The organism is Bacillus sp. NSP9.1, from assembly GCF_000465465.2.
GTDB lineage: Bacteria > Bacillota > Bacilli > Bacillales > Bacillaceae > Bacillus > Bacillus sonorensis_A.
In genome coordinates, this window is record NZ_CP048273.1 from 304,981 (window position 1) to 331,915 (window position 26,935).

Genomic DNA, 26,935 nt, shown 5'->3' on the forward strand with positions numbered 1-26,935 from the left:
GGAGGTGGCCCGGATGGAGCTATTGCAAAGCATTATTCAGTATGTATTGGATCTCGGGGCAGCTGTATTTGTGCCGCTTCTTATGTTTCTTGTCGGCATCGCTTCCAGAATGAAATGGAAGGATGCCGTCAATGCAGCGGTCATACTCGGCGTTGCCTTTGTCGGAATGAACATTGTCATCGGATTTATGCTGGATGCACTGACACCCGCTGCTCAAGCTCTCGTCAAAAGAACGGGTATACAGCTCAATACGATCGATGGGGGCTGGACATCGCTGGCCACCCTGGCCTGGGCATGGCCGCTCGCGTTTCTGATGTTTCCGCTGCAAATGCTGATTAATGCCATCATGCTTTTTTTCAATCAAACGAAGACATTAAACGTTGATTTATGGAATGTGTGGGGGAAGATCTTAACAGCCGTCCTTGTGATCGGTGTCACCGGGAATCTTTATATCGCCTTTTTGGTCGCTGCCGTTCAAATGGTAATTGAGCTGATCCTGGCCGATGTGAACCAAAAACAAATTGAAAGGATAACGGGAATCCCCGGCGTCACCGTCTCGCACAGTATGATGCTGTTTGCTGTGTTTTTGCTTCCGTTCAACTGGGTCATCAGCAAGATACCGTTGTTTGACCGGCATGTTGACGCCGATACATTAAAAGAAAAAATGGGTGTTTTTGCGGAGAATCATGTGATGGGCTTCATCATCGGCCTGCTGCTTGGGATGACAGCCGGCTATTCCGTCCCCGACATGCTGATGCTCGCCGTACAGGCTGCTGCTGCCTTAACATTGTTTCCGATGGTTGCCAAGCTCTTCATGCAAGCGCTCTCTCCATTGTCGGATGCCATTTCTGAGTTTATGAAAAACAAATTTAAAAACCGGAAGCTGTTCATCGGTCTCGATTGGCCGATTTTGGCGGGAAGCAGTGAAGCATGGGTAGCGATGATCTTGATGGTTCCCGTTACGTTAATCTATGCCGTCCTTTTGCCCGGCAATGCGATTTTGCCGTTCGCCGGGATCATTAATATTTCATTAGCCGTGCCGGCACTGATCATTACCGGAGGCAACCTCCTGCGCATGCTGCTTTTGGGCATCATTACGACACCTGTATTTCTGTATATTGCCACCGGTTTTGCACCATCCATCACACAGCTGGCAAAGGATACAAACGCGGTGAAGATCGGTGAAGGCCAGATGCTGTCTTGGAGTACGCTGGAATACCCGGTGTTTCGCTATATTTTTGCAAAAGCGGGTGAATTGTTGCAAGGCCATGTCGCCGGCCTTATTCTCGCCGCCGTATGGCTCCTTTTCTTCGCCTTGTATTGCCGGATGATGAAGAAGCGGACGAAAGAACTGGAAAAGGAAGAAACGGTATAAGGAGGCAACCGCTATGATATATACGATTACACTGAATCCTGCCATTGACCGGCTGATAAAGACAACTGGACGTTTGACTAGGAAAAAAACGAACCGGGTGGCCGAAACGGAATACGACTTGGGAGGCAAAGGGCTCCACGTTTCACATGCCTTATCCAAGTTCGGTGTCGTCAATCAAGCGCTCGGCTTTATCGGATCAGGAAACCGCACATTAATGGAAGCGATTCTGACCGACAAAAAGGTCAGTCACCATCTTTTTGTTGAAGAGGGGGCGTCGACCAGGGAGTGTATCGTTTTGCTTGATGAAACGGATGAAGGCAGTTTGATGATCACCGGAGACGGCTTTCCCGTTTCAGAGGAGAATCACCAAAGGCTCATTCGTTTTATCGATCGGCATGTCACCCCCAACGATTCCGTTGTGATGGCCGGATCTCTGCCTCCCGGCTATACGAATGCAAAGCTGAAGGAAATTCTCGCTGCATTGAAAAGGAAAGGCTGCTTTATTGCCTGTGATCTCTCAGGGGAGGCGCTATGTTTGGCTGTTGAGCTGGGAGTGGATTTTATAAAGCCGAATCAGCATGAGGCTGAGGAATTGTTTAGCGGACAGCGGCTGTCTTTATTGGAGAAGCTGCGCCTTCTGGCCGACAAAATCGATTATGTCGTCATATCGCTCGGACGCGACGGGTGCTATGCCTCCCGCAACGGCCGGATATACCGCGTGACATCGGCGGCCGTTCATGAGCGGAATGATACAGGTGCCGGAGATGTGTTTGTCGGGGCATTCATGGCTCAATTGGTGCAAAAAGCCGATTTCCAAACGATGCTGCGCTATGCTGTGGCTTGTGCAGCATCCAAAGCGGCAAAGCAAAATTGCACAGATTTTGATATGTCTGAAGCCGAAAGCTTGTTTTCGCAAATCATCATTACAGAATTGGGAGATGATCATCGTGTTATATCGTAAAGAACGAGAGGACCTGTGCAAAGTTGTCAAGCTGATGTTTACCCGTTTTGAAACGAACGTCGCAGGCGGAAATGTGAGCGTCAGAATGAACGAGCATCATATCATCATGACACCGACCTTAATGTCCCAGCAAAAGTTTTGCGATCTCAAACCATTTGAAATCCTTGTCGTTGATATGGATGAGCAGAAAATCGAAGGAGAAGGAAACATCACAAGGGAAATCAATATGCACATGGCCTGTTATCAAGAAAGGGAAGACATCGGCTGTGTTCTCCATGCGCATCCGAAGGAATCTTTGGTGTTCGCTTCATTGGGCATGGATCTCCCGAACATCACTGAGGCTACGCAAAAGCTTGGCCGCATTAGGTCGCTCACCTTTGCCCCGGCCACTTCAAAGGAGCTGGCGGAAACGGTCAGAGCCGATGTTAACAGCAAAAAAGAACAGCCTTTGCCCCAGGCCATGCTGCTGAACAAACACGGGATTCTCGTGCTTGACCGAACATTGCACAAGGCGTACGACATGCTGGAGAGAATTGAATACAATGCGTATGCCGCCGCGAAAGCGCTCGTGTTTGATGCGTTAAATATAAGGAAAATGCGAGATGAGAAATTAAGTTTTAATCTGGAGGAATAACATGAAGGCGTCCGTTCAAGCATGGATTTTCATCAGCGCGCTCTGTTTAATGATCGGCCTGCTCAAGGCTTCCTTGTTGATGTCCGCGGCTTCCCTGGTATTTGCCGTTTTCGCCAACAGGCAATATCAAAAAGAGAAAGGAAACGGCAGTCAACCGGCTTCATTAAAAAAATGAAGCCGGTTTTTAATTGGGATATTTTAAAAATATTTAACTTAAAATAGAAACTTTTTTTCGTGATCCTCAGTCTTAAAATGTGTACCTGTTTTAAAAACGGGTAATATAAAAAATGACACTTTTAAGGAGGCTAAATGATGAACAAAAAATCATTTTTTAAAGCGGCAGCCATTCTGCTCACAGGGCTTTTGGTATTGCTGGTGTACGGCGGGTCTGCGATTCCTTCGGCTTATGCTGTGAATGGGCAAAAACCGACGGTGACAAGCCATACATATAAAAATGTCAAGGAGCTTGTCTATCCCCAGGTTCAGAATATAAGCAGCAAATCTCTGCAAAACAAGATCAACAATGACTTTAAGCGTTATATTGAACAGTCTTACAAAGACTATTTGAAAAATAAACAAGACGGTGAACAGCACGGTTATCAAACCGCTTATCAAACGGCGTTCAGCGTGAAATATCTGAACGACAAAAAGCTGAGCATCTTAACGGAGAACTATGTATATTCAGGGGGAGCACACGGCAATACAGCTGTCCGCTCGTTCAACTATGATCTGAAAGCGAAAAAGCGCGTCTATTTGACAGATATTTTGAATACGAAAAAAAAGGTTGATAAAGCAAAAGACCATATCCTCAGCTACATTCGTAAACATCAGGATGTTTTCTTCCCGGACGTGAAGAAGAAAGATATCGTCCTTGATAAACAGACAGCCTTCTATTTTACAAAAGACGGCATTACTATTGTATTCCAACAGTATGACGTTGCACCGTATGTCGCCGGAAACCCTGTCGTACATGTGCCGAAGTCGGTTTACCAATAAAAGTTTGCAAGCCCCTGTCCTCAGGGGTTTTTTGTTGGAAAAAGGCGGGAAAAGCGCTTGGGAAGGGCGGGCAAAAGATCAGCCCGGCGTCAGTTCGCAGATTTTTTCTAGATCGAACAGCTCGCAGACATAGAACATGCACTGCCGGCCGCTGATGATCTGATATTTTTTAAAAGCATATGTCCGATCTGCCGAAACAGGTACAAGGTGTGTGAAATGTTTTCCCAGGCAGTCGCCCGTGCTGAAAATTTCACGCCTTGACTCCAGTTCTGCAATGATTTTCCCGATGGGAAGCCTTTCTTCCTGCAAATCTTGTTTGATGGCGGGCGGCAGTAAATTTGTTTTGACATAGACATAATTATAGGATAAGTAATCATTGCCTGTTTTCAAAGAGGAGGTCCTAAACAAGATTTCATCATCGCGTTGAAACAGTCTCGCTTCTTCAGGTGACAGCTTGTCATAATCAATATCATTTTGCTGAAAAACTTCGATTTCGACTTTGCCGCCGATCAGCGTTTCAATCGCTTTGGTTGTTGAACCATCGGTTTTGGTTAACATGTCTTTTACAAGAGAAACAAGAGTTTCAGGAAAAAAGTGGCTTACATTCAACTAAAGGCACCTCCATACAAAATTAGAATTTTTTGAAAACTTGTCTTTAAATCTATCATGTGGAGGTGAGTTTGTCTAGAAATATAAGTTAAATTTTAGGTTTGTAATGTAAATTTTATCTTTTTTACAATTGGATAGATCAGGATATGTCATGAAGAAAGGAGACATCCATTGTCTCCTTTTTTGTGCCGTGATTTTAAGTCGTCTCGCCTTCTAAAAGCTGTACGGGCAAATAGGTTTCCAGCGGCAAATCATCGAATTCACCTTCAATGGCTTTGGACAAAATCTCGATGGCCGTCTTGGAAATGAGTTCGATCGGCTGCTGGATGGTTGTCAATTCCGGAAGGATGGACTGAACCGCTTCCGTTCCGTCGTAGCCGATCACCTTTAATTGCCCCGGGATGTCTTTTCCGCGTTTTTTCGCTTCGGTGATGACTGTAGCGGCCATGAGATCATCGCTGGCAAAAATGCCGTCAGCTGCAGGCTGTTCATCAAACAGCTTTGAGATGATTTCCCGGTAATTTTGATGAAAGGGAACTTCATATGTAATCGGCTGTCTCCCGTGTTGTTGCATCACATCTTCATATGCTTTTCTTCTAAGATTTGCCGGTGTTTTCAGCTCAATTGGTCCGTTGATATGGATGATGTGCCGGCAGCCTTTTGCAATTAACAGTTCCGTCGCTTTTTTTCCTCCGTTATAGTTGTCGGAGCCGATGACGGGAATCGTTTCCGATAAGTAATGGTCGATGGCGACAATCGGCAGGTTTTGCCGATGATAATTTAAAATGCCCCTGTTGTAAGTCACGGCGATGACGCCGTCCACTTGATTTCGCATCAGCATTTCCAAGTATTTTTCTTCTTTGTCTTTGCGATTTAAGCTGTTGCAAAGCAGCAGTTTGTAGCCCATGGAAGCGCAGATGCTCTCAATATGAAAGGCCAGTTCCCCGAAAAACGGGTTGCTGGAGTTTGGGATGATGAGCCCTATTAAATTGGTTCGTTTACGAAATAAAGAGCGGGCCAAATCGTTTGGAAAGTAATTGATTTCTTCCATCGCTCTGTAGACTTTTTCTTTTGTTTTTTCGCTAATATAGCCGCGGTTATTTAATACCCGCGAAACGGTTGTTGATGAAACTCCCGCTTTTTTTGCAACGTCGTGAATGCTAGGCTTCATTCCCTTGTCCCCCTGCTTTTTACTGAAATGGCTTACAATTCTCGTCACGCACTTATTTTAGAGAATCGGGCCGATATGTGCAAGAAAATACCATGATTCTGAGAAATGTACCGAGAAGAATAAATTGAAAAATATATGTCAACCGGTTGACATATGAAACCGGTTGACATAAAATTCATTTGAAAGCGCTTTTATTTATTGATTGATGATAAATGGGGGGAGTGACAAAGATGAAAAGGTGGCTCTTCGGAGTTTTATCGTTGTTGTTGATGTTTGCGATGTGGGGCTGCAGCAATAGCAAAAATGCAAATAGCCATGATGGGAAAACGCTTACGGTGTGGGTGCACGTATCTGATGATAGTGAAGAAGGAAAGGTCTATCAAAAGCGGGTGGACGCTTTCAACAAAAAGTATGCTTCTGAAAATGTCGAGGCCAAAATTGATTTCATCCCCAGAAGCGGAAACGGCGGCGGATATGAAGACAAAGTGAACGCGGCGCTGACGACGAACACGCTGCCGGATGTGATCACTTTGGACGGACCGAATACGGCGGCTTATGCGAAATCGGGTGTTATTGCGCCATTGGATGAGTATATCAAAGGACAGGATGATTTATTGCCGAGCATTAAGCAGCAGGGAACCTACCAGGGGAAACTGTATGCGATCGGCGTCAGCGAATCGTCGGTCGGCATTTACTATAACAAAAAAATGCTGAAGGACGCCGGCGTTGATTTGAAAACGCTGCCAACAGTTGAGAATCCATGGACATGGGACGAATTTCTTGAGCTTTGCAAAAAGCTGAAAAATCAATATGACAAACCGGCCATCGATATGCAATTACAGTCAAAAGACGAAATGCTGACGTATGCGCTTTTGCCGTTTGTTTGGTCGGCTGGCGGCGATATCCTTTCAAAAGACGGCAAGAAAGCGGAGGGTGTTTTTAACGATAAACCGACCGTTGAAGCGATGACATTTATTCAAACAATGCTGAAGGAGGGCTATACGACCCGGACTCCGGTTAAGCAGGCGTTTGAAACGGAAAAATATCCGCTGAAAATGAGCGGTGTCTGGACGGTAACCGACATGGAAACAAATTTTCCTAATGTCGATTATGGTGTGATGCCGTATCCTGTTTCGCCAAAAACAAAAAAGCTTGTCTCCCCTTCAGGAAGCTGGCAGTTCGCCATGACACAGACGTCTGAAAACAAGGAGTGGGCGGCAAAATTGGTCGATTGGATGACAAACAAAGAATCCAACCTGGAATTGAGCCGTTCAATCGCCGCGCTGCCTGTGCGCTATTCATCAGAGAAAGTGCTGACAAAAGAATTCTCGGATGAAATGAATGTCTTCATGCAGCAGCTGAAAGAAACGGGGCACGCACGACCGGTAACACCGGCTTATCCACAGGTGACACGCGCATTTCAGCAAGCGATCGATGACATCAGCTTCTTTGATCAGAATCAGGATATTCAACAAGTGCTGGATACGCGTGCAAAAGAAATGCAATCAGCCATCGATAAGGCAAATTAGAAGGTGGAGCCATGAATAAAATTCCGTTGAAAGAAGCAAGGCCGGCCTTTCCGCTGAAAAAAGCCGCGGGCAATAAAATAGGGTGGCGGGAGAATGCGTTGGCTTATACATTTTTAGGTCCGGCCTTGCTGATTTTGTCAGTGTTTCTCGTGATTCCTTCGATTATGGCTGTGTACTACGCATTTACAGATTATTATTTGTTAACACCTGACCTGCGCAAGTTTGTCGGTTTTGACAACTTTATTAAATTGTTCAAAGACCCTATTTTCTTGAAAAGTTTGAGCAACACATTGAAATTTGTTGTCCTTGTGATTCCGTTACAGATCGGGGCCGCTCTCGGGCTGGCCCTTTTGTTGAATAAAAAGCGTAAGGCCAATACGTTTTTCAAAGTCGCATACTTTAGCCCCGTCGTCATGTCGCTTGTTGTCATCTCCGTTTTGTGGCTGTACTTGCTGAATCCGAATGAAGGAATGATCAATAACGTTCTGACACATGTCGGTCTGCCGCCACAGCCGTTTTTGACAAGTCCTAAGCAGGCGATCTTTACAATTGTTGTCGTTTCCGCCTGGCAGGGAGCCGGATTTCAGATGCTGATTTTTTTAGCGGGTCTGCAAAACATCCCCGGAGATGTCTACGAGGCGGCGCAATTGGATGGTATGAATAAATGGCAGCGGTTTATTTATATTACATTGCCATTGTTGAAGCCAACGTCGGTTTTTATCTTTATTACGACGCTGATCAGTGCGTTTAAGCTCCTTGTGCAACCCATGGTGATGACCCAGGGGGGACCGGTCAATTCAACGATGACGGTTGTCTATTATATTTATCAAACGGGATTTACCGATCGGATGGTCGGCTATGCAAGTTCGATTGCGCTCTTGTTTGGCACGATGATTGGATTGGTGACGCTGGCACAGCGCAAGTTGGTGAAGGAGGATGAAGGCGAATGAGACGGAAATTCGGACCTTTGACGATACTGGAATATATATGCCTTGTTTTGCTGGCGGTTCTGTTTATATTTCCGCTGATTTGGATGGTCGCTTCATCGATGAAACCGGAAGCCGATATTTACAACAATATCAGCAGCATTAAAGCGTTTCTCCCGTCTTTTCATCCGTCGGAATGGTTTCAATCCTACAGGGAAGTGCTGTCACGGTTTGATTTGCTGATGTATATCGGTAACAGTCTGTTTTACGGTTTGTGTGTGGCAGCGGGAGCTGTCGTCATCAACGGAATGGCGGGCTTCGCATTCGCCAAGCTGCGATTCACAGGCAAAAAAGTGCTGTTTGCCATATTGCTGGCGCTTTTAATCGTGCCGCTGGAAACGATTTTAATCTCTCAGTTTACTATCGTTCATAAGCTCGGACTTGTTGATACGCGCCTTGCCGTGATTTTGCCGGCGCTTGCCGGGGCCTTCAATATTTATTTGTTCCGGAACTTTTTCATGGCGATTCCGGGGGAGATGATTGAGTCGGCTAAGCTAGACGGCGCCAATACATGGCAGATTTTCTGGCGGGTGATGCTGCCGATGTCCAAGCCGGCCGTTGCTACGGTGGGGACATTGGCCTTTATCGGCAGCTGGAATGACTATATTTGGCCGCTGATGGTTTTGACGGATAAGTCGAAATTTCCGATCCAGGTGGCGATTACAGCCATCAACAGCACCGAGCCGGTTTATACGAATCAGGTCATGGCTGTCTTGACGATTTCGACGATTCCGCTGATTCTGATCTACATTGTCGCCCAGCGCTACATTTTAGAAGGCATTGGCGGTTCAGGGACAGGCATCAAATAGATACATCCAAATCGGGTTAAAGGAGCAAATGAAAATGAAAAGCTTAAACAGTTTGTATTGGAAACTAAGCGCTTATTTTTTCTTTTTCTTTTTTACGTGGTCTTCCAGCTACTCTTTATTTGCGATTTGGTTGGGGCAAGAAATCAATTTGAACGGGTCTGCGACGGGCATTATCTTTTCTGTCAATGCGATCTTTACTTTGTGCATGCAGCCTTTGTACGGTTTTATCTCTGATAAGCTCGGGCTGAAGAAAAACATTTTATTTATGATCAGTTTGCTTCTCGTATTTACAGGTCCCTTTTATATTTTCGTTTACGGACCGCTTTTGCAATACAATGTCTTTCTTGGGGCTATCGTCGGGGGAATTTATTTGGGAACTGCTTTTCTCGCTGGAATCGGCGCGATTGAAACTTTTATTGAAAAGGTCAGCCGTAAATATCAATTTGAATATGGGAGAACAAGGATGTGGGGTTCCCTCGGCTGGGCTGCGGCGACATTTTTTGCAGGTCAGCTGTTCAATATCGATCCGAATATCAACTTCTGGGTTGCGTCCGTTTCAGCAGTCATATTGGTGGCCATTATTGTTTCCGTAAAAATTGAGATGACAGATGATGAAAAGGAAAGAGCAGACTCGGTCGGATTAAAAGACGTAGGAGGACTTTTTCTCTTAAAAGATTTCTGGTTTTTGATGTTGTACGTGATCGGCGTAACTTGCGTATACGGCGTCTATGACCAGCAGTTTCCGCTTTACTACGCTTCCTTATTTCCGAATCCGGCCTTGGGGAACCAAATATTTGGATACCTTAATTCATTCCAAGTATTTATTGAAGCGGGCATGATGTTTCTTGCGCCTTTCATCGTCAATAAGCTCGGTCCTAAAAAAAGTTTGATTTTAGCGGGGCTATTAATGGCTTTCCGCATTATCGGTTCCGGACTTGTCAGCGGACCGGTCGGAATTTCATCGATGAAACTCATTCATGCTTTAGAATTGCCGATTATGCTGATTGCGGTGTTTAAATATTTGGCGATTAACTTTGATAATCGTCTTTCATCCGTACTTTATCTTGTCGGCTTTCAATTCGCATCCCAGGTAGGCACGTCGATTTTTTCGCCGCTTGCGGGAGGTTTATACGACAGCATCGGATTTCGCCAGACTTATCTCATCATGGGAGCAATGGTCCTTTGTTTCACCCTTATTTCGATTTTTACCTTGCTAGATTCAAAGAAAGACGTTGAATTTGCTCAAAGTCTACAAAGAAAGCATATATAGAGAGGATGTCACAGATGAACAGAATTCAGCAGGCAGAAGAAGCATTGAAAAAAGCCGGGAAAAAAGTGAATCACCGATACCGAATGGGCTATCACATGATGCCTCGGGCAAACTGGATAAATGATCCAAACGGACTGATTCAATATAAAGGGGAGTATCATGTCTTTTATCAGCACCATCCGTATGATGAGAATTGGGGGCCGATGCATTGGGGCCATTTGAAGAGCAAGGATCTCATTCACTGGGAGCACTTGCCGATCGCTTTAGCGCCTGGCGATGCATTTGATGAGAGCGGCTGTTTCTCAGGAAGCGCAGTCGAATATAACGGCGACCTCGCTTTAATCTATACAGGGCATAATATGATAGATGAAGAGAAAGACGATTTCTACCAAAATCAGAATATAGCAGTCAGCAAAGACGGTATCGTTTTTGAAAAACTGAAAGAAAACCCTGTCATTGCAGAGCCGCCGGAAGACAGCGCACGTCACTTTCGCGATCCGAAAGTATGGAAGCATCGTGAGAACTGGTATATGGTGGTCGGAAACGCCTCAAAAGAAAATGTCGGGCGGGTCATTTTATACCGCTCGCCTAACTTTGTAGATTGGGAGTACGCAGGCGTTCTCGCCCAAAGCGACGGAAATCTCGGCTTTATGTGGGAATGTCCGGATTTCTTTGAACTGTACGGCAAACACATTTTGCTGATTTCCCCTCAGGGTATAGAGGCGGATGGTGATTCATATCAAAATCTGTATCAAACAGGCTATTTGATTGGAGACTATGATGAAGAAACGAATGAGTTTGTACATGGCTCCTTTAAAGAGTTGGATCACGGCCATGACTTTTATGCCGTGCAAACTTTATTGGATGACAAAGGGCGCAGAATTGCGATTGGCTGGATGGATATGTGGGAATCAGAGATGCCGACGAAAGCAGACGGATGGTGCGGGGCATTAACTTTGCCGCGGGAATTGACGTTGAAGGATGATCACAAAATTTTAATGAATCCCGTCGAGGAGACTCAATTACTTCGTGAATCGGAACATCATGAATGTGACAATCAATCGATTTCTAGCAGCTATTTTATAAACACAACTGAAAAGCTTCTTGAAGTGATGGTCGTTTTTGATTTGACAATTTGCAGTGCCGAAACGGTTGGCTTAAAGATCCGGGGAATTGAACAGGAAGAGACAATCATCCAGTACAGCTTGGTTGATCAAAAGCTGACGCTCGACTGTTCAAAGTCCGGCAAAGCGCGGGACGGTGTGAGAAACGTACGGCTTGAAGCGGAGGAGAAGCTCACTTTGCATCTGTTTCTTGACAGATCGTCTATTGAAGTATTTGCAAACCATGGTGAAGCGACAATGACCAGCCGCATATATCCCAAAGAAGAAAGAGCAGGGATTGAGCTGTTTTCTGAGAAAGGCAATGTACGAGTTGACGAGTTCACTTACTGGACGTTGAAAGATATTTGGAAAGGCGATGAAGCGAAATGAGCGGAATTTTTTGCATCGGTGAGACGTTAATCGGCTTTATGCCGAAACATGTTCTTATTTCGGCAAAACACAGATAAAAATTGATCTGGCAAAAAAGCGGCTGTCGTGCCTTGCAGCCGCTTTCCGCTTTTTTTCGTATTACGCCCTATCTTCAAACAGCTTCGCAATTTCCACGATGACATTCGCGGCTTTTACCATATTGTCGGCGGAAATATACTCGTATTTTCCGTGAAAGTTTTCCCCGCCTGTAAAAATGTTTGGACAAGGAAGCCCCATGTATGAGAGCTGGGAGCCGTCTGTACCGCCGCGAATCGGTTTCACAACCGGCTCGATATCCAGGTTTTTCATCGCTTCATAGGCAATGTCGACAATCTCTTTAACCGGTTCGATTTTTTCCCTCATGTTGTAATATTGATCATTCATGTCCACTGTGACGCTGTTTTCGCCGTATTTGGCTGTAAGGTCGTTTGCGATTTTTTGGACGGTTTCTTTTCTCTCGTTAAATCGGTCTCTGTCAAAATCCCTGATAATATAGGAGAGATTCGTTTCAGAGACATCGCCATTGATCGAAAGCAGATGATAGAAGCCTTCATAACCTTCTGTAAATTCAGGAGCTTCGTTTTCCGGCAGTCCGGCGTGAAACTGCATCGCGATTTTGGCGGCATTGACCATTTTCCCTTTTGCTGTGCCCGGGTGGACGTTCGTTCCTTTACAAGTGATTTTCGCTGCTGCGGCATTGAAGCTCTCGTACTGCAGTTCGCCGAGGGGCCCGCCGTCAACCGTATACGCGAATGTGGCGTTAAACGCCTCGACGTCAAACTTGTGCGGCCCTCTGCCAATCTCTTCATCAGGCGTAAAAGCGACTCTGATTTTTCCGTGTTTGATTTCGGGGTGCGCAATTAAATATTCGATTGCCGTCATGATTTCAGAGATCCCCGCTTTATTGTCAGCGCCGAGCAAAGTCGTTCCGTCGGTAGTGATCAATGTATGCCCCGCATAATCTGCAAGCTCTGGAAATTCCTTGGGCGATAAGACGACATTGAGAGATTCATTCAGCACAATGTCCTTTCCCTCGTATTGTTCGATAACCTGCGGATTGACGTTCTTTCCGGTAAAATCTGTTGCTGTATCCACATGAGCCAGGAAGCCGATCGTCGGCACCTCTTTTTCCGTATTCGAAGGAAGCGTCGCCATCACATAGCCGTTTTCATCGATTGTGACGTCCTTCATGCCGATCTCTTCCAGCTCTTCAACAAGCATATTGGCAAGCGTCATCTGCCCGGGAGTGGAAGGCGTCGTCTGACTGTTTTCGTTTGACTGCGTATCCACTTTCGCATAAGAAATGAGACGTTCAATCAGTTTGTTCTTCATGTTTCCTTCATCTCCAATTGTTGGTTTTATGTTTATCTTATCATTCATGGCGGGCGAATCGAAAACTTTTATTCCTGTATAGGAAAATTTAGTATAATATAGTTCTAAAGGATCATCACAATTGTAAGGGAGTATCACAATGGCTAAAGGTTATACAAATGAAGGAACAAAATGGGAGTTTGTACATTCTTTCTGGCTTGTGTTCACATGGGTTCCTTTTGGATTTTTAAGCTGGTTTGCATTTATTTATATCGCAGCGCGAACTAAACAAGGAAAATGGTTATTTGCCGGAATCGGATACGCAGCGGCGGTTTTATTGGCTGCCTTTACAGCCAGAACGTTTCTCTTCGATTTGGCAATGAAAGCATTACTCATTGTTTGGATCATCTCAATCATTCATGCTTTCAAAACAAGAGCCGAATATTTGGTGCGGCTTGAAGCCGTATATCGGATCAAACGATCAAATATGAATGACCTGAGGGAAGAGCTTATACATGAACAGGCCCCGCACGGCCCAACCGGAACTTCTAAAGTGACGCTGACAAAGAAATAAATAGAATCCGCTATTTTCAGTGAAATAGCGGATTTTTTTAATGCAGAGAAAAAATTCCATCCTTTTGAAACTTTTCTCATCAATTTCCCTCTCTAATGTTTGAAGGAGGCGCAGCAGTGAACCAAATCAGATTAGTTAAAAAAGCTGTCGCAGGCAATGCCAAAGCTTTTGAAATGCTGTTTCAAAAGCACAGTGATCAGCTTTACAGAACAGCTTACGTATATGTGCGAAATAAGGAGGATGCGTTAGATATCGTACAGGAGACGGCGTACAAGGCATTTTTATCGATTGCCCAGCTGAGGAATCCCGAATACTTTTTGACATGGCTGACGAAAATCCTCATTCATCATGCATATGCCTTATTGGACAAGAAAAAGAAAGTGGTTTTAATGGGTAGGCCGCTGCAGGACGAAGGACGGGAGCAGGAGATGCATGCGGACGACAGAATGGGGATGCTTGAAGCTGTTCAGCAGTTGCGAAAAGAATATCAAACCGCCATCATTCTATTTTATTACCACGACCTGCCGATTCATGATATCGCCGGGGTAATGAATGCTCCGGAAGGAACCGTTAAGACCTATTTGAAAAGAGCGAAGCTTGAATTAAAACAACTACTGACAGGGGGAGAAGACGCATGGACAAACAATGGTTCAAAAACGAAGTAAACAAGATCGATGTCCCTACAAAAGAAATCTGCGAATCGATCGATAAAGGCATCAAGCGGGCCAAACGGGAAAAAACGTTTCAGCCGAAGCGCGCCGTGAAAAGGACTGTTTTTGTTTCAGGCGCGGCCGCCGTGCTCCTTCTCGGAAGCGGCTTCGTTTCCCCAGCGATGCAAAGCGTATTGGCGGACGTCCCGCTGTTTGGGAAAGCGTATCAACAATTCCACGACTATGTCGGCCAAAACTTGGTGGCAGGCCAGCTTGTCACTGAACTGAACGAGAAAGCGTCCAGCAACAACATAGACGTGACAGCTACAAGTGTTTATTTTGACGGCGGAATCATCGGTATGACGTTTAAGGTGAAAAGCGATACAAGAAAAGACTTAGATGATGGAGCGAGAATGATTCATTTCACATTATTTAATGGCGAGCGCAAATGGGCTATCGCTTCTCAAGGAGACTTGAAGAAAACAGATGACGGCTATACCGGCTACATTCAGATGGGCTATCCAGACAAACATATTCCAGATAAACTGACACTCCCGGTTACGATCACAAGCATCAATGGCATCAGAGGAAAATGGAAATTCGACATTCCGGTTTCAAAGCTGCCGTATAAAACGCTGCACATAACCAAAAACAATGCACAATCGGCTGATGGCCATAAGCTCGCCGTAAAAACGGTAATTCTCGGAAAAGAATCGACTGTCATCGACTATGAAGTATCCAACTCAGAGGAACATCCACACGATCGTACATCGATTATGAAGGTGACCGATGATAAAGGAAACGAAATCCCTCATATAAGCGGAGGGCAGTGGACAACAGACAGCAAAATAGCCGGAAGCAGGGTTCGTCACGAAGAGAGGCTGATCCTTGGAAAGGTGAATAAAGGAGCAAAATACCTCAAGATTGAGGCGAGCAGCAGTATGGGTGATTCCGAAAAAACGCTGCCTCTCACAAAAACACCCGCCGCGCTGAGCGCTGACCGTCATGACTTCCAGATTGCCGTTGATCAGGTGAAACAAAACGGCAGCAAACTGTCTGTCGACTATCATCTGAAACATGTCGATCAATCTAAGATCGATATGGACAGCATGCAAAATTTTTTAGAAACGATGTCACTGGTTGATTCGGCTTATAAAGGCTTTGACGAGGCGCCGATGGGACACAGCGTAAAAGGTAATTTTACAAAAGTGCTTGATCCTAAAAAACTCCGATTCCGATCAGACTTTACGTTAGATGGTGAATTTGGAGCGAAAAACTTCAGTCTTGACCAATATTCGCTTGATGTCGAATTTGGTTATTTAAGCGCATTTTATTCTACACCATTTAAGCCGATCAAAGTGCAATTGCCACAGTAAAATATATGACCCGCTGTTTCAGTGATACGGCGGGTTGTCTGCTTTGATGGTCTCCCAACCTGAAAAAATTTCCTCTCCCAAAGGAAAAAATATGCACAGAAAAGAAAGCGTTTTCAATGTAAAGTAAAAGCAAACCACCAAAAAAGGGGGAGAGTAAATGAGCAGGATGGCGAAGGTGACCGAGACGTTTGAGCGGATCGCTTTTAAAATAACAAGCTTCAAGTATATCATGGCCATTAAATCGGCGTTTGTCACGCTGATGCCAGTCATTATTGCCGGGGCGTTTGCGGTTTTGATGCAGAATATGGTGATGAGTCCTGAGACGGGACTTGCGGTTTTCGGGCCTTTTCGGTTCTTGTCTGCGCTTGAGCCAATTATGGCGTCGATCAATTATGCGACGCTGAACTTTATTACGATCGGCGCGGTGTTTTTGATCGGGATTGAGCTCGGAAAGCTGAATGGGCATGAATCGTTTTTTCCCGGCTTGATGGCGCTGATGTCCTATATCTCTGTCATTCCATCGACGGTGCTGTTGGAAGTGGACGGTTCGATGCAGGAAGTGGTTAACGTGCTGGCCAAGGAATTTACGGATCCGAAGTCGCTTTTTTTGGGGATGTTTATTTCGATTGTGTCTGTTGAAATTTTCAGCAAGCTTTCCAGTACAGACCGGCTCAAGATTAAAATGCCGGATAGCGTGCCGGCCAATGTCGCCGTATCATTCGGCTCCTTATTTCCATCCATTATTACCATTACCATCATCGCCAGCTTTGGGTTTGCTTTTCATCAGCTGACGGGTGTCTATCTGCATGAAGCCGTGTACAATGTCGTGCAAAAACCGCTGGAAGGCGCCGTTCAAGGTCTTCCCGGCATCCTTCTTTTAGTGTTTGTCGCGCAGTTTTTCTGGGTGATCGGCATCCACGGCAACCAAATGGTGAAGCCGATCAGGGAGCCTTTGCTGCTCGCTTCCATCACCGTCAATATGAATGCATATTCAGCGGGAGAATCAATTCCCAATATTATTACGATGCCTTTCTGGGATGTGTATATGAGTATCGGCGGCTCAGGCGTTACAATCGGTCTGTTGATCGCGATTTTGATTGCGGGAAAACGGGAGGATATGCGCAGCATCACAAAGATTTCGTTTGGTCCTAGTGTCTTTAATATCAATGAACCGGTGATTTTCGGAGTTCCTGTTATGCTGAATCCGTTAATGGCGATTCCGTTTATTATAACGCCGCTTGTGACGGGGACGATCGGCTATATTGCGACGGCGGCCGGCTTTGCGGGAAAAGCCGTCGTCATGGTGCCTTGGACGACACCGCCGATTATCAATGCCTGGCTTTCAACAGGCGGCAGTCTCGGCGCTGTCCTGACGCAAATTGTTTGTATCATCGTGTCGGTCATCATTTACCTTCCGTTTGTGATTCTTTTGAATCGCAGCTATAGCATCAGTGCTGAAAAAAATGTTTCCGTATAATACCTTACTTTCATTGCAAAGAAGGAGGCAATTGAAATGAAAAAGCAAACGTGGAAGATTCCCGGCGACTTTATTTTGGGCGCCGCTGCGTCCGCCTGGCAGACGGAAGGATGGGCCGGAAAGAGGCCGTCGCAGAACTCTTATTTGGATATGTGGTACAAGAATGATCCGCATGTATGGCATAACGGATACGGACCGGCTGTGGCAACCGATTTTTATAACCGCTATAAAGAGGATATCCAGCATATGAAAGAGATCGGCTTGACACATTACCGGACATCGATTAACTGGTCCCGTTTTCTGATTGACTATGAAACAGCAGAAGTTGACGAAGTATACGCAGGCTATATCGACGCTGTCATCAATGAGCTGATTACATCAGGTGTGGAGCCGATGATTTGCCTTGAGCATTATGAGATTCCCGCAGTGCTGATGGAGAAATACGGAGGGTGGGGTTCTAAACATGTCATAGATTTATTTGCGGCATACGCGGAAAAAGCGTTTAAACGGTATGGGGATAGGGTGAAATACTGGTTTACCTTTAATGAACCGATCGTGCCGCAAACGCGGATCTACCTTGACGCACTTCGCTATCCATACGAGCAGAACACGAAAAAATGGATGCAGTGGAATTTTAATAAGGCATTGGCGACGGCAAAGTGTGTTCGGCTTTTTCACGCCTGCAAGCCTGAGTGCCGGGAAGGCGCCAAAATCGGCGTTATTTTGAATCCGGAGGTTACTTATGCAAGATCAAGCGCGCCCCATGATCAAAAAGCAGCCCGCATCTATGATTTGTTTTTTAACAGAGTTTTTTTGGATCCGAGCATCAAAGGTGCCTATCCCGATGAATTGATGGAGCTTTTGGTCAAACACGATATTCTGTTTGACCATCATGAGGCGGAGCTTGACATCATCAAGCAGCATACAGTAGATTTTGTCGGCATTAACCTTTATTACCCCCGCCGTGTAAAAGCTCCGTCAAGCCAGTGGAATGAAGCAACGCCATTTCATCCCGTTTATTACTATGAATACTTTGAGCTGCCCGGCAGAAAAATGAACCCATTCAGAGGATGGGAGATCTATCCCCCAATTGTCTATGATATGGCGATGAGAATCAAAAATGAGTATGGCAATAAAGAGTGGCTCATTACGGAAAACGGGATGGGAGTAGAAAATGAGAACCGATTCAAAAATCAAGAGGGGATTATTCAGGACGATTACCGGATCGATTTTATTTCCAAGCATTTGGCCGAAGCCATGAAAGGGATCGCTGATGGCTCGAATTGCAAAGGCTATATGCTTTGGGCTTTTACTGATAATGTCTCTCCGATGAATGCTTTTAAAAATCGCTACGGTCTTGTCGAGATTCAATTAAAGCAAAACCGCAAGCGGGCGCTGAAGAAATCCGCTCATTTTTATCGGGAAATCATTCAAAACAGACAGTTTGAAACAGAACCGGATCTGCTCTATAAGTAAACAAAAAGAGAAATCATCCCGACCAAAAACGGGATGATTTTATATTTAGGTTCAATTTAATAGTATTTATAGTCCATTATAATAACAAACAATCCTTTTTTTCTCTCATAATACTCGAACTAAGTATAGGTTGATAGCGTAGTATAATTTGTTTATTGTAAAAATAGTTAATATTTGTTATTTTCAGTAAAAAGGATTCATGCAAAAAAGGGAAGGAGGAGTTTTGTTGATATGAGAGTTCAAAAGATATACTTTGGAAAACGAAATACCTATCTCTTACTAGATTCTAATGGGGTACCTGTTCAAGCAGTAGCTAAGTATATGAAGCATTTATACAATAAGGATAATAGTAGCAATACAATGCTAACTTACTGTACCGCTTTGAAGCATTTCTTTACATATTTAGAACAGGAAGGATTAAGTTATTATCAAGTCAATTTTGAAGTACTCACCAACTTTGTAGCCTGGCTTAGAAACCCATATCAAGCTAATAAAATTGTTCCGCATAAAGAAACTACTGCTAGACGTAAGGAAAAGACAGTAAATGTCTATTTAAGTGCCGTCACAAGCTTTTATGATTATCTATATCGCACCGACCTAATTGAGAAAAAGACAAATATCTATATTACTCCACATTTATTTCGTCATACCCATGGAACCACTTACTATCTCCAAACTAAAAACATAAAAATGGTACAAGAACGTTTAGGACATTCAGATATACAGACTACTATAAATCTATACCTCCACCCTTCTGATGACGAGATTAGAGAAGATTGGGAAAAAGCAGCAATAGCCTTTAAAATCGCTACATCTCCATATAAAGAGAACCAATAAGTGATCTAAATATTAATATTCTGCACCATATTTAGAATGCTAGCTTTTATTTGAGATTAATCTAAAAGACGGGGGCTCCAAATGTATTAAGATACAAGATGAATTAGATGCCAAGGACGCTAAAATAGTTGCCTTATTAATAATAATAAGCTGCAAGGAGCAAGTTTTAGCTCTATGTCTATTGTCATATTTAAAAAAACCCTTCCTAATTGGAAGGGCTTTTAAGTAATTACAGATCAATTCTGTTGAAGTGTATTTTTGAATTGTTGGTTTTCCTCGGTATTCAACAGTGGTGTAGACATCCACAGATTCTTAATCAATCATTTTTCTCCTGTGTCAGTCCACATGTAATCATCTTTACTCAAATCATACATTGATCCAGCGCCGAAATAGAGAATTTTTTTCTTCATCTTCAAATGCTCAATTGCTTGCAATAGATACATGGTATTCCATTTGCTGGCAGCTCTTTCGATACGCATTTTCATGACAGTCTACATAGGAAATGCTTATTTTGTCCAGGATTCAACCACTTTCACACCATTTCCATCTTCTACAAAGTGCAGGAACTGCATCACATCACCAGCGGTTTTTTTACCTGTTGTTAAGTCCTGATTCGTGATCCTGTAATGAATGGCCGCCCAATCACCACTGATCAGCATATTATCAAAGTAAATCCGCTTCACATCCGTCGATTCAGCAGCATCCTTTACAGCGTCCTTGTATTTTTCCAATGTCATAGTCCCCGCAGATGTATGGTACTGCATATTGCTATCATAATAGGTGTCCGCCCATGTCGTCCAGGCATCATAGCCTTGGTTCCAGTTATCAAAATCGTTCAAGATAGCGCTTTGAATTTTCTTAGCCATCTCGGTATCAATGGGGGTCGGATAAGCAACAGGGTATTTTTCTTCCAGATTCGAGGTATCCGGTATCGACGTATTGATGATTTTCTCTAATGCGGCCTGCTGCGCCGCCTTTTCCTCTTCGGTTTGGAAGCTAGATAATCCGGCAAAATCGGCTCCCTTTGTTCCAGCCCAGCCTTCCACAACCCGGGTACCCAGTTTGTCCCCATAATCCTTAAAGCGGACGAACTCCATCACACTTCCGTCTACTGCTTCACTGGTCTTCCTGTTAATCGTTGAGATATCATAACGGATCGCAGCCCAGTCCCCGCTGACAATCATATTATTAAAGTTGCCCATCTGAATATCGCTGGCTTTCAGCGTCTCATTCATGGAGTCCTGATATTCCTTCAGAGTCAGTTTCACACCGTGAACATTGTAAAGGGAATCCTCCGTATATAGAATATCTCCCCACGCCTTCCAAGCATCATAACCTCTATTCCAATTTTCAAAGCCATTTAGCAGCCGGTTTTGAATGTCTTTTCCCAGTTCTGTGTCGATGGGAGTAGGATTAATCACTGGAAATTTCCTTATAAGCTCTTTTGTATTTTCATAAGAATTGGAGATCTTGGACGGAGCTTTCTCATCCGTAATTCCCGTGTTCTCCGAGGAAGACTCCGAATCAGAAGAGACATGATCATCGCACCCTACTGCCGATCCTAAAATCAACATTGCCACTCCAGTTGCCATTATTTTTTTCATTTTCATCATAATTGGCCTCCTTACTATTATTTAAAACATTCCTTTAAAAGAACTTTTTTTAAATTAATTGTGCATTTATACCTTGCTGTTGTAGATTTTTAACCACTTGCTCTATTAATGAGCCATTCTTCGTAATAAAACTTATCCGAATTTTACTTTTTTGAACAATCTCATTAATTTTCAAATAAATCCTCCATATGAAAAGAATTGAATCGCTTTCTATCTTGTGATTCACTTTACTTATTTGGTCATGACACGTATACATTGCTCCTTTAACGTTTATTTATTTTCACTAATTTTTCTCCAGCGAATAAGAGCTAAAATTGATACACCACATAAAACTACCTATGCACCTTATTTTTCATAATATTTAACCTCCTTGATTTTATTTGCTGCTACGAAAGAAGATGTATGACAAACTAATATCTTTAGGATCACTGCCACTAAATGTCCCTTGCATTAAATCTTCAGCTATATGATATTGTCATGTATCTTCTTTCGACAAAAAAGTGTGTCTTATAATTTAGTTTAAACTATTGGCATATTAAAAAACGTACATAAGTACATGTACGTTAGGGCAAATTCTATTCTTAAATCATCTACGATCTAAAATTGAAGCTCACACTGACAAATCATTCTAACTTGACGAAAATCTTACCTTAGTCGTTCAAGTTCCAAAAAAAGGATTGTACATTTTTGATATGTTTAAAATGTACAATCCTTTTTAATCTAACGTTTTACTAGTCTTACCTAAATATAAAGTTGTCCTTCTTATGATGTGCACCCTTTATTCTCTCTTCGTTGGAAAAATAACCTTAATTTGAGTACCGTGATCAGGTTCGCTGTAAATTTCAATATCACCTTCGTGTGCATAAATGATCTGTCTGGCAATCGTCATGCCCAATCCAGTCCCTGAAGTGTTTGAAGAGGCGTTCGTTCCTCTGTAATAGCGATCAAATAAATGCTCCAATGTTTCTTTTTCCATGCCGATTCCGTTGTCTTCTATTAAAATAGTTAAAGAAAGAGATTCATCTTGCTGAATACTGACCTTTACCTCAGTCCCTGAAGGGTTATGTTTAATACTGTTGGCGATCAGGTTTTCCAAGGCGCGCTGCATGTATTTTTCATCCATATAAAAAGCAATTGCGTCTCGGTCCGTCTGAAATTCGAAATGTTTATCTTTCGATTCCGGCAAGCTTTGTAATGCGGATAAAGTTTCCCTTAACAAGCCTACAATGTCTTTTTCTTCTTTTTGAATCGGAAGGGCATCATTTTTTAAGCGGAAAGTGAGGTTGAATTCTTCTATCAATTCTTCCATATACTCTACCCGCTCGTTCAAGATGTTTGCAAAATCCCGTACTTTTTCCTGGTTCCATTCATGTTTTTCAGATGATAAAAGAATTGTGTATCCTTTAATCACTGACAACGGCGTCTTTAAGTCGTGGGATACGCCTGTCATCCATTCTTCCCGCGTTCTTTCCAGTTTTTCGCTTTCCGCTTTGTTTTTCTGAAGGATCGATGTAAGATTGCTCATTGCATTCATTAGTTCCTGGTACAGCTTATATCCGGGTTTTTTCTTTTTCTTTGGAATGAACGAAGAAAATGCCGGCTCTGCATATTTTCCCTTGGAGAGATTTTCAATCCATGAAACGATATAAAGCAAAGGTGCGCCAAGCTGTTTTCCGAAGTACAGCGCAACAATAATCCCCATCACGATCATGGAAAGGATCCACAGCTGGTTTGTCCAATAGAGAAACGGGTTGTCAGCTTTAAATGGTTCACCCAATATCCACGTCAATGTCCGGGTGTCTTTTGTATCATACCATGTTGAAAGATGGTAGCCTTTTTTAGCGGGATAAACATAATCCGAGACAAGTTCGCCGGGAATATATTGGCTGGGAATATGGCTTGGCTTGTTGGATGAATAAAGTTCGCTTCCCTCTTCATCAAGAATCTGAAGCCACATATGATATTCCTTTAAATGGCTGATCGTATCAGCTTCAACGGATATTTTTCCGTCTTTTATGGTTGTTTGGTGAACTACGCTTGATAAAGAAAGCGGTGATTGATGCGTCTCTCGATCATTGAGAAAAAAAGTAAAAAAAGTGTGCTGATCACAAATAAAGCGATACAAATAACGATCAGGAGAATGATTCGGGATATAAAGTGAAATGCAATGCGGTCTCTTAGCTTCATTGCTTTCCACCTGTCGGCTGAACTTCAAAAATATAGCCAAGCCCCCTTGCCGTCTTAATCCATTTTGGGCGGCTCGGGTCTTTTTCAATTTTTTCTCTAAGCCGGCGAACATGTACCATGACCGTACTGTCGCCATTATAAAACTCTCCCCAAACATCTCTGTAAATCTTTTGTTTGCTTAATATTTGATTGGGGTGGTTGCAAAAATACAGTAGAAGCTTAAACTCTTGAGCCGGACACTCGATTCTTGTTCCATCAACAACCAGTTTCCCCGATGTCTCATCAACTTGAAAATCCCCGAAATCATAAACCGGCTTGGACGATGAAGGAGTGAAATCTTTATATCGTTTTAACTGGGCTTTAACACGGGCAACGATTTCAAGAGGGTTAAAAGGTTTGGTAATGTAGTCGTCTCCCCCAAAACTAAAGCCTTGCAGTTTATCCAAATCAGATGTTTTAGCTGTAAGAAAAAGAACGGGGATATTTGTAAATTGGCGGAATTGATTGCAAAGAGTGAATCCATCTGAATCCGGAAGCATCACATCAAGCAGGACGATATCCGGCTCTTGATGTTTTAAAAGATGGAGCGTTTCCTCTCCGTTCTTGGCGTTTAAGACATCAGAGAACCCTTCGTTTTCAAACACCACGTTTAATAAATCTAAAATATGCTGGTCATCATCAACGATTAACACTTTGCATTGTCCGAAAGAATGATCCATTTTATGACCTCCATTAATATACGCTTTCATTTTCACATGAAATAGCAGGCAAAGAAAGTTATGGCGGCTGAAATTTAAGTGATGTTCAATTTTCTTAAAATTCTAACTTTTATATTCCTTAACATTGCCTGGCGGAGGCGGTGTATGGACAATCATTTCTGAGTGCATTTGCTCATTTCATCATCATTCATATTGCAAGAGGCTGTTTCTTAACAAGAAAAACAGCCTCTTATTTTATATAGCATATATTTGTCGGGTTCCTTTTTTGGCGATGCAGCAGCTGTTTTCCCGTGTTTAGGCAATGTTCAGGAAGAGTTTAAGGCGCATTAATACAAATGAGTCTATGATGAAGGTGAGGTGAGGAACAGTGGAACAAAATATCGTGTTAACAAAAAATTTAACAAAAAAATTCGGAAAACAAACATCGGTCAGCGGGTTGGAGATGAAAATAGAAAAAGGACAAATATACGGGTTCTTAGGGCCGAACGGTGCCGGAAAAACCACAACGATCAGGATGCTGTTAGGCTTGATTAAGCCTACAAATGGAAATATTCAGCTATTTGGCCAGGATATCCGCCAAAACCGTCTGCAAATCTTGCAGAGAATCGGTTCTCTAGTTGAATCGCCATCTTATTACGGAAATTTAACCGGAAGAGAAAATCTCGAGGTGATTCGCAGTGTTCGTGATTTGCCAGAGGGACGGATTGGGGAAGTGCTTGAGATCGTTCGTCTGACAAAAGTGGCGGATCGATTAACGAAAGAGTACTCGCTGGGAATGAAGCAAAGATTAGGGATTGCGGCTGCTTTAATGAGCAAGCCTGATCTCCTGGTGCTGGATGAACCGACGAATGGACTGGACCCTGCCGGTATTCACGAAATCAGAGAATTGATAAAGGAGTTGCCGGATAGATACGGCATGACCGTGCTGGTATCCAGTCATTTATTAAGCGAGATTGATCAGATGGCGACACAAGTGGGCATTATTTTGAATGGGAAGCTGATTTTCCAAGATGATATCGAAGCATTACGGAAAAAACAAAAACCGCTTCTGAAGATTGGAGCGAATAATATTCATGAAGCCCAATCCATTATACAAAACAGGGGGCTGCATGCAAAACTTCAGGAAGGAAACTTGTGGATCAGCGAAACATCGCCAGAATTTGTTTCCGAAATCAACGGAATTCTGGTACAGTCGGGAGTCTCTGTTTACAGACTGGAAGAAGTAAAACGGTCTTTGGAAGATATATTCCTGGAGCTGACTGGTACGGAGGGAAGTTTATGAGGCTGCGGGGTGATCTCCTGAAACTGAAGCGGTCCTCTTTGTTTATCGTCGTCTTCTTGGTTCCCCTTGTTGTTCTGGCATATGAGCTGTTGAATTTAACTTACCGTGGAGAGTATGCCCAAAAGCAAGCTGAAATGTTTAAGGCGTCCTCCATGTGGCAGTATATGCTTTTCGACAACAGCATGCTGTTTGGGCTGGGTTTTCCTTTAGCCGTAACGATTATTGCCTCCATTATTGCAAATATAGAGCATCAGACAAATTCGTGGAAGCAAACGCTGTCTCTGCCGGTATCAAGAGTAGGAATTTACTTAAGCAAATATATTTGGCTATTTAACAGCCTGCTCTTAACTGCAACGATATTTGCAATAGGGATGGTTGTACTGGGCAAGGCTTTGGGATTTGAAGGGCCGATACCGTGGGGGCTTTTGTTTGGGGACAGTTATGTCATGCTGCTGACGGCTTTGCCGATCATGTCTTTTCAATTATGGTTGTCCATCACATTTAAAAACCAGGCGTTTGCTATTCTCATTGGTACGGTAAGTTCAATTGTCGGTCTCTTTTTAGCTGCCGGAATGACGACGCGGTGGTTTCCGCTCGCTTATCCGAGCCAGTCTTCAACCATTATCCTGCAATATGAGGGTCTTGGGATCAATCCGGATCTATCGGCTTTTGTCATCATTAATGTTTTTGTCGGAATGCTGCTTTTGTTCATTGGGGCCTTTCATTTTAAAAAGCGAGATGTGCTGTAGGAGGGTGTATCATGTTAAAAAATATAATAGCTGCTGAAAGATTGAAATTAAAACGTTCGAAAATGTGGGTGTTGTATGTATTGGCCCCTTTTATCAGCGTCCTATTGGCTTACACTAACTTTCGCAATAACTATAAACTATTTGTGCAGCCTGGTGATAACGAGTGGATGGAAGCCTGGACACAGGTGGCCGTTTTTATGGGATCCTTTGTGCTGCCGATTCTTGTAGGTATATATGCTGCATTTGTGTGCAGAGAAGAACATGTGGGCGGAGGGTGGAAGCAATTGTTGGCTCTGCCGGTTTTAAGGTCCCGGGTTTTCTTTTCGAAAAGTGTTATGGTTGTGATGATGGTTGCTGCGACGATGGGCCTCTTATTCATACTTTTTATTCTATTCGGGTTCCTTAATGGTTTAAAAGGAGGTCTGCCGTTTCTCGCAATTTTAGGATATGTCGTCCAAGGGTCCATTGCCTGCCTTCCGCTTATCGTGTTGCAGCTGATCATCTCCATCAGGTATAAGACATTCGGTATACCGCTGGCTGTCAGCATCGGGTTTACATTGCCTTCCATCCTTGCCGCCAATACTCCATTGGGGCAAATCTATCCCTGGACGCTTCCGATGCTGGGGATGTCCCCTCCCGATGAGTCGCCGATTGATTCATATCCCTTGTTTTATGGTGTGTTAATCGTTTTGTTTGTCCTATTAACGGCGCTCGGGGTGAGGGATTTTTCACGGCGGGATATGATGTAGACTTTACATGATACAGTGTTTGAAAGAAACGGAGTATCGAGCGGGTCGACTGTGCTGCTGAAG

At 43.6% G+C, this 26,935-nt stretch carries 26 protein-coding genes; 19 read left to right on the forward strand and 7 right to left on the reverse strand.

The window, feature by feature from the left end; genetic code table 11:
* Positions 1-13 precede the first annotated feature (13 nt).
* The 5 genes from M654_RS01520 to M654_RS01540 all read left to right on the forward strand — a co-directional run bounded on the left by M654_RS01520 (position 14) and on the right by M654_RS01540 (position 3,966).
* Positions 14-1,375, forward strand: coding sequence for a PTS galactitol transporter subunit IIC (locus tag M654_RS01520; protein WP_026589313.1), 1,362 nt, complete (start codon positions 14-16; stop codon positions 1,373-1,375).
* Positions 1,376-1,388: 13 nt separating this feature from the next.
* The gene (locus M654_RS01525) at positions 1,389-2,336 is read left to right on the forward strand and encodes a 1-phosphofructokinase family hexose kinase (protein WP_026589312.1); all 948 of its coding nucleotides are present in this window, start codon (positions 1,389-1,391) and stop codon (positions 2,334-2,336) included.
* Complete coding sequence (locus tag M654_RS01530; protein WP_026589311.1) at positions 2,323-2,970, forward strand: class II aldolase/adducin family protein; 648 nt, start codon at positions 2,323-2,325, stop codon at positions 2,968-2,970. Before M654_RS01525 ends, M654_RS01530 begins: the two co-directional genes overlap by 14 nt.
* Position 2,971: 1 nt before the next feature.
* Positions 2,972-3,145 (forward strand): hypothetical protein, encoded by a 174-nt coding sequence (locus M654_RS01535; RefSeq protein WP_163170542.1) that lies wholly within the window; start codon positions 2,972-2,974, stop codon positions 3,143-3,145.
* 137 nt (positions 3,146-3,282) lie between these two features.
* The gene (locus M654_RS01540) at positions 3,283-3,966 is read left to right on the forward strand and encodes a DUF3298 and DUF4163 domain-containing protein (protein WP_026589310.1); all 684 of its coding nucleotides are present in this window, start codon (positions 3,283-3,285) and stop codon (positions 3,964-3,966) included.
* A 78-nt stretch (positions 3,967-4,044) separates the two neighbouring features.
* Here M654_RS01540 and M654_RS01545 read toward each other — a convergent pair whose 3' ends face one another.
* Positions 4,045-4,575 (reverse strand): chorismate--pyruvate lyase family protein, encoded by a 531-nt coding sequence (locus tag M654_RS01545; RefSeq protein ID WP_026589309.1) that lies wholly within the window; start codon positions 4,573-4,575, stop codon positions 4,045-4,047.
* Positions 4,576-4,771: 196 nt separating this feature from the next.
* On the reverse strand, positions 4,772-5,746 hold the full coding sequence (locus tag M654_RS01550; RefSeq protein WP_026589308.1) for a LacI family DNA-binding transcriptional regulator: 975 nt from the start codon (positions 5,744-5,746) through the stop codon (positions 4,772-4,774).
* Between the two features lie 230 nt (positions 5,747-5,976).
* Here M654_RS01550 and M654_RS01555 point away from each other — a divergent pair, with 230 nt between their 5' ends.
* The 5 genes from M654_RS01555 to M654_RS01575 are packed head-to-tail and all read left to right on the forward strand — an operon-like array spanning position 5,977 to position 11,833.
* Positions 5,977-7,275, forward strand: a complete 1,299-nt coding sequence (locus M654_RS01555; protein ID WP_026589307.1) for an ABC transporter substrate-binding protein — start codon at positions 5,977-5,979, stop codon at positions 7,273-7,275.
* An 11-nt stretch (positions 7,276-7,286) separates the two neighbouring features.
* A complete protein-coding gene (locus tag M654_RS01560) occupies positions 7,287-8,225 on the forward strand; it encodes a carbohydrate ABC transporter permease (RefSeq protein ID WP_035428566.1) in 939 nt (312 codons plus the stop codon).
* Positions 8,222-9,070, forward strand: a complete 849-nt coding sequence (locus M654_RS01565; protein WP_026589305.1) for a carbohydrate ABC transporter permease — start codon at positions 8,222-8,224, stop codon at positions 9,068-9,070. The genes M654_RS01560 and M654_RS01565 overlap by 4 nt, the downstream gene beginning before the upstream one ends.
* A gap of 34 nt (positions 9,071-9,104) precedes the next feature.
* Positions 9,105-10,340 carry an MFS transporter gene (locus tag M654_RS01570; RefSeq protein ID WP_026589304.1) on the forward strand — a complete coding sequence of 412 codons (1,236 nt, stop codon included), beginning with the start codon at positions 9,105-9,107 and terminating at the stop codon, positions 10,338-10,340.
* A gap of 14 nt (positions 10,341-10,354) precedes the next feature.
* Positions 10,355-11,833: a glycoside hydrolase family 32 protein gene (locus M654_RS01575; RefSeq protein WP_026589303.1), complete on the forward strand. Its 1,479-nt coding sequence runs from the start codon at positions 10,355-10,357 to the stop codon at positions 11,831-11,833.
* Between the two features lie 138 nt (positions 11,834-11,971).
* Here the strand turns inward: M654_RS01575 and pepT are convergent, their stop codons facing one another.
* Positions 11,972-13,204, reverse strand: a complete 1,233-nt coding sequence (pepT, locus tag M654_RS01580; RefSeq protein WP_026589302.1) for a peptidase T — start codon at positions 13,202-13,204, stop codon at positions 11,972-11,974.
* 139 nt (positions 13,205-13,343) lie between these two features.
* Between pepT and M654_RS01585 the strand changes: the two genes are divergently transcribed.
* The 6 genes from M654_RS01585 (at position 13,344) to M654_RS01610 (ending at position 19,573) form a co-directional block, all read left to right on the forward strand.
* Entirely contained in the window at positions 13,344-13,757 is a 414-nt protein-coding gene (locus tag M654_RS01585; RefSeq protein ID WP_035428687.1) for a hypothetical protein, read from the forward strand.
* A gap of 95 nt (positions 13,758-13,852) precedes the next feature.
* The gene (locus M654_RS01590; protein ID WP_035428563.1) at positions 13,853-14,422 is read left to right on the forward strand and encodes a sigma-70 family RNA polymerase sigma factor; all 570 of its coding nucleotides are present in this window, start codon (positions 13,853-13,855) and stop codon (positions 14,420-14,422) included.
* The gene (locus M654_RS01595; RefSeq protein ID WP_026589300.1) at positions 14,392-15,783 is read left to right on the forward strand and encodes a DUF4179 domain-containing protein; all 1,392 of its coding nucleotides are present in this window, start codon (positions 14,392-14,394) and stop codon (positions 15,781-15,783) included. Before M654_RS01590 ends, M654_RS01595 begins: the two co-directional genes overlap by 31 nt.
* A gap of 157 nt (positions 15,784-15,940) precedes the next feature.
* Entirely contained in the window at positions 15,941-17,260 is a 1,320-nt protein-coding gene (locus M654_RS01600) for a PTS sugar transporter subunit IIC (RefSeq protein ID WP_026589299.1), read from the forward strand.
* Between the two features lie 36 nt (positions 17,261-17,296).
* Positions 17,297-18,736, forward strand: a complete 1,440-nt coding sequence (locus tag M654_RS01605) for a glycoside hydrolase family 1 protein (protein ID WP_026589298.1) — start codon at positions 17,297-17,299, stop codon at positions 18,734-18,736.
* 231 nt (positions 18,737-18,967) lie between these two features.
* A complete protein-coding gene (locus M654_RS01610; protein WP_026589297.1) occupies positions 18,968-19,573 on the forward strand; it encodes a site-specific integrase in 606 nt (201 codons plus the stop codon).
* Positions 19,574-19,893: 320 nt separating this feature from the next.
* Here the strand turns inward: M654_RS01610 and M654_RS01615 are convergent, their stop codons facing one another.
* The 4 genes from M654_RS01615 to M654_RS01630 all read right to left on the reverse strand — a co-directional run bounded on the left by M654_RS01615 (position 19,894) and on the right by M654_RS01630 (position 24,092).
* Positions 19,894-20,058, reverse strand: a complete 165-nt coding sequence (locus M654_RS01615; RefSeq protein WP_163170543.1) for a hypothetical protein — start codon at positions 20,056-20,058, stop codon at positions 19,894-19,896.
* Between the two features lie 21 nt (positions 20,059-20,079).
* The gene (locus M654_RS01620; protein WP_236251188.1) at positions 20,080-21,183 is read right to left on the reverse strand and encodes a nuclear transport factor 2 family protein; all 1,104 of its coding nucleotides are present in this window, start codon (positions 21,181-21,183) and stop codon (positions 20,080-20,082) included.
* Between the two features lie 781 nt (positions 21,184-21,964).
* Positions 21,965-23,401, reverse strand: coding sequence for a sensor histidine kinase (locus M654_RS01625; RefSeq protein WP_236251189.1), 1,437 nt, complete (start codon positions 23,399-23,401; stop codon positions 21,965-21,967).
* The gene (locus M654_RS01630; protein ID WP_026589295.1) at positions 23,370-24,092 is read right to left on the reverse strand and encodes a response regulator transcription factor; all 723 of its coding nucleotides are present in this window, start codon (positions 24,090-24,092) and stop codon (positions 23,370-23,372) included. The genes M654_RS01625 and M654_RS01630 overlap by 32 nt, the downstream gene beginning before the upstream one ends.
* A 367-nt stretch (positions 24,093-24,459) precedes the next feature.
* Between M654_RS01630 and M654_RS01635 the strand changes: the two genes are divergently transcribed.
* The 3 genes from M654_RS01635 to M654_RS01645 are packed head-to-tail and all read left to right on the forward strand — an operon-like array spanning position 24,460 to position 26,872.
* A complete protein-coding gene (locus tag M654_RS01635) occupies positions 24,460-25,374 on the forward strand; it encodes an ABC transporter ATP-binding protein (RefSeq protein WP_026589294.1) in 915 nt (304 codons plus the stop codon).
* The gene (locus tag M654_RS01640; protein WP_026589293.1) at positions 25,371-26,123 is read left to right on the forward strand and encodes an ABC transporter permease; all 753 of its coding nucleotides are present in this window, start codon (positions 25,371-25,373) and stop codon (positions 26,121-26,123) included. Before M654_RS01635 ends, M654_RS01640 begins: the two co-directional genes overlap by 4 nt.
* 11 nt (positions 26,124-26,134) lie before the next feature.
* Positions 26,135-26,872: an ABC transporter permease gene (locus M654_RS01645; RefSeq protein WP_026589292.1), complete on the forward strand. Its 738-nt coding sequence runs from the start codon at positions 26,135-26,137 to the stop codon at positions 26,870-26,872.
* Positions 26,873-26,935 lie beyond the last annotated feature (63 nt).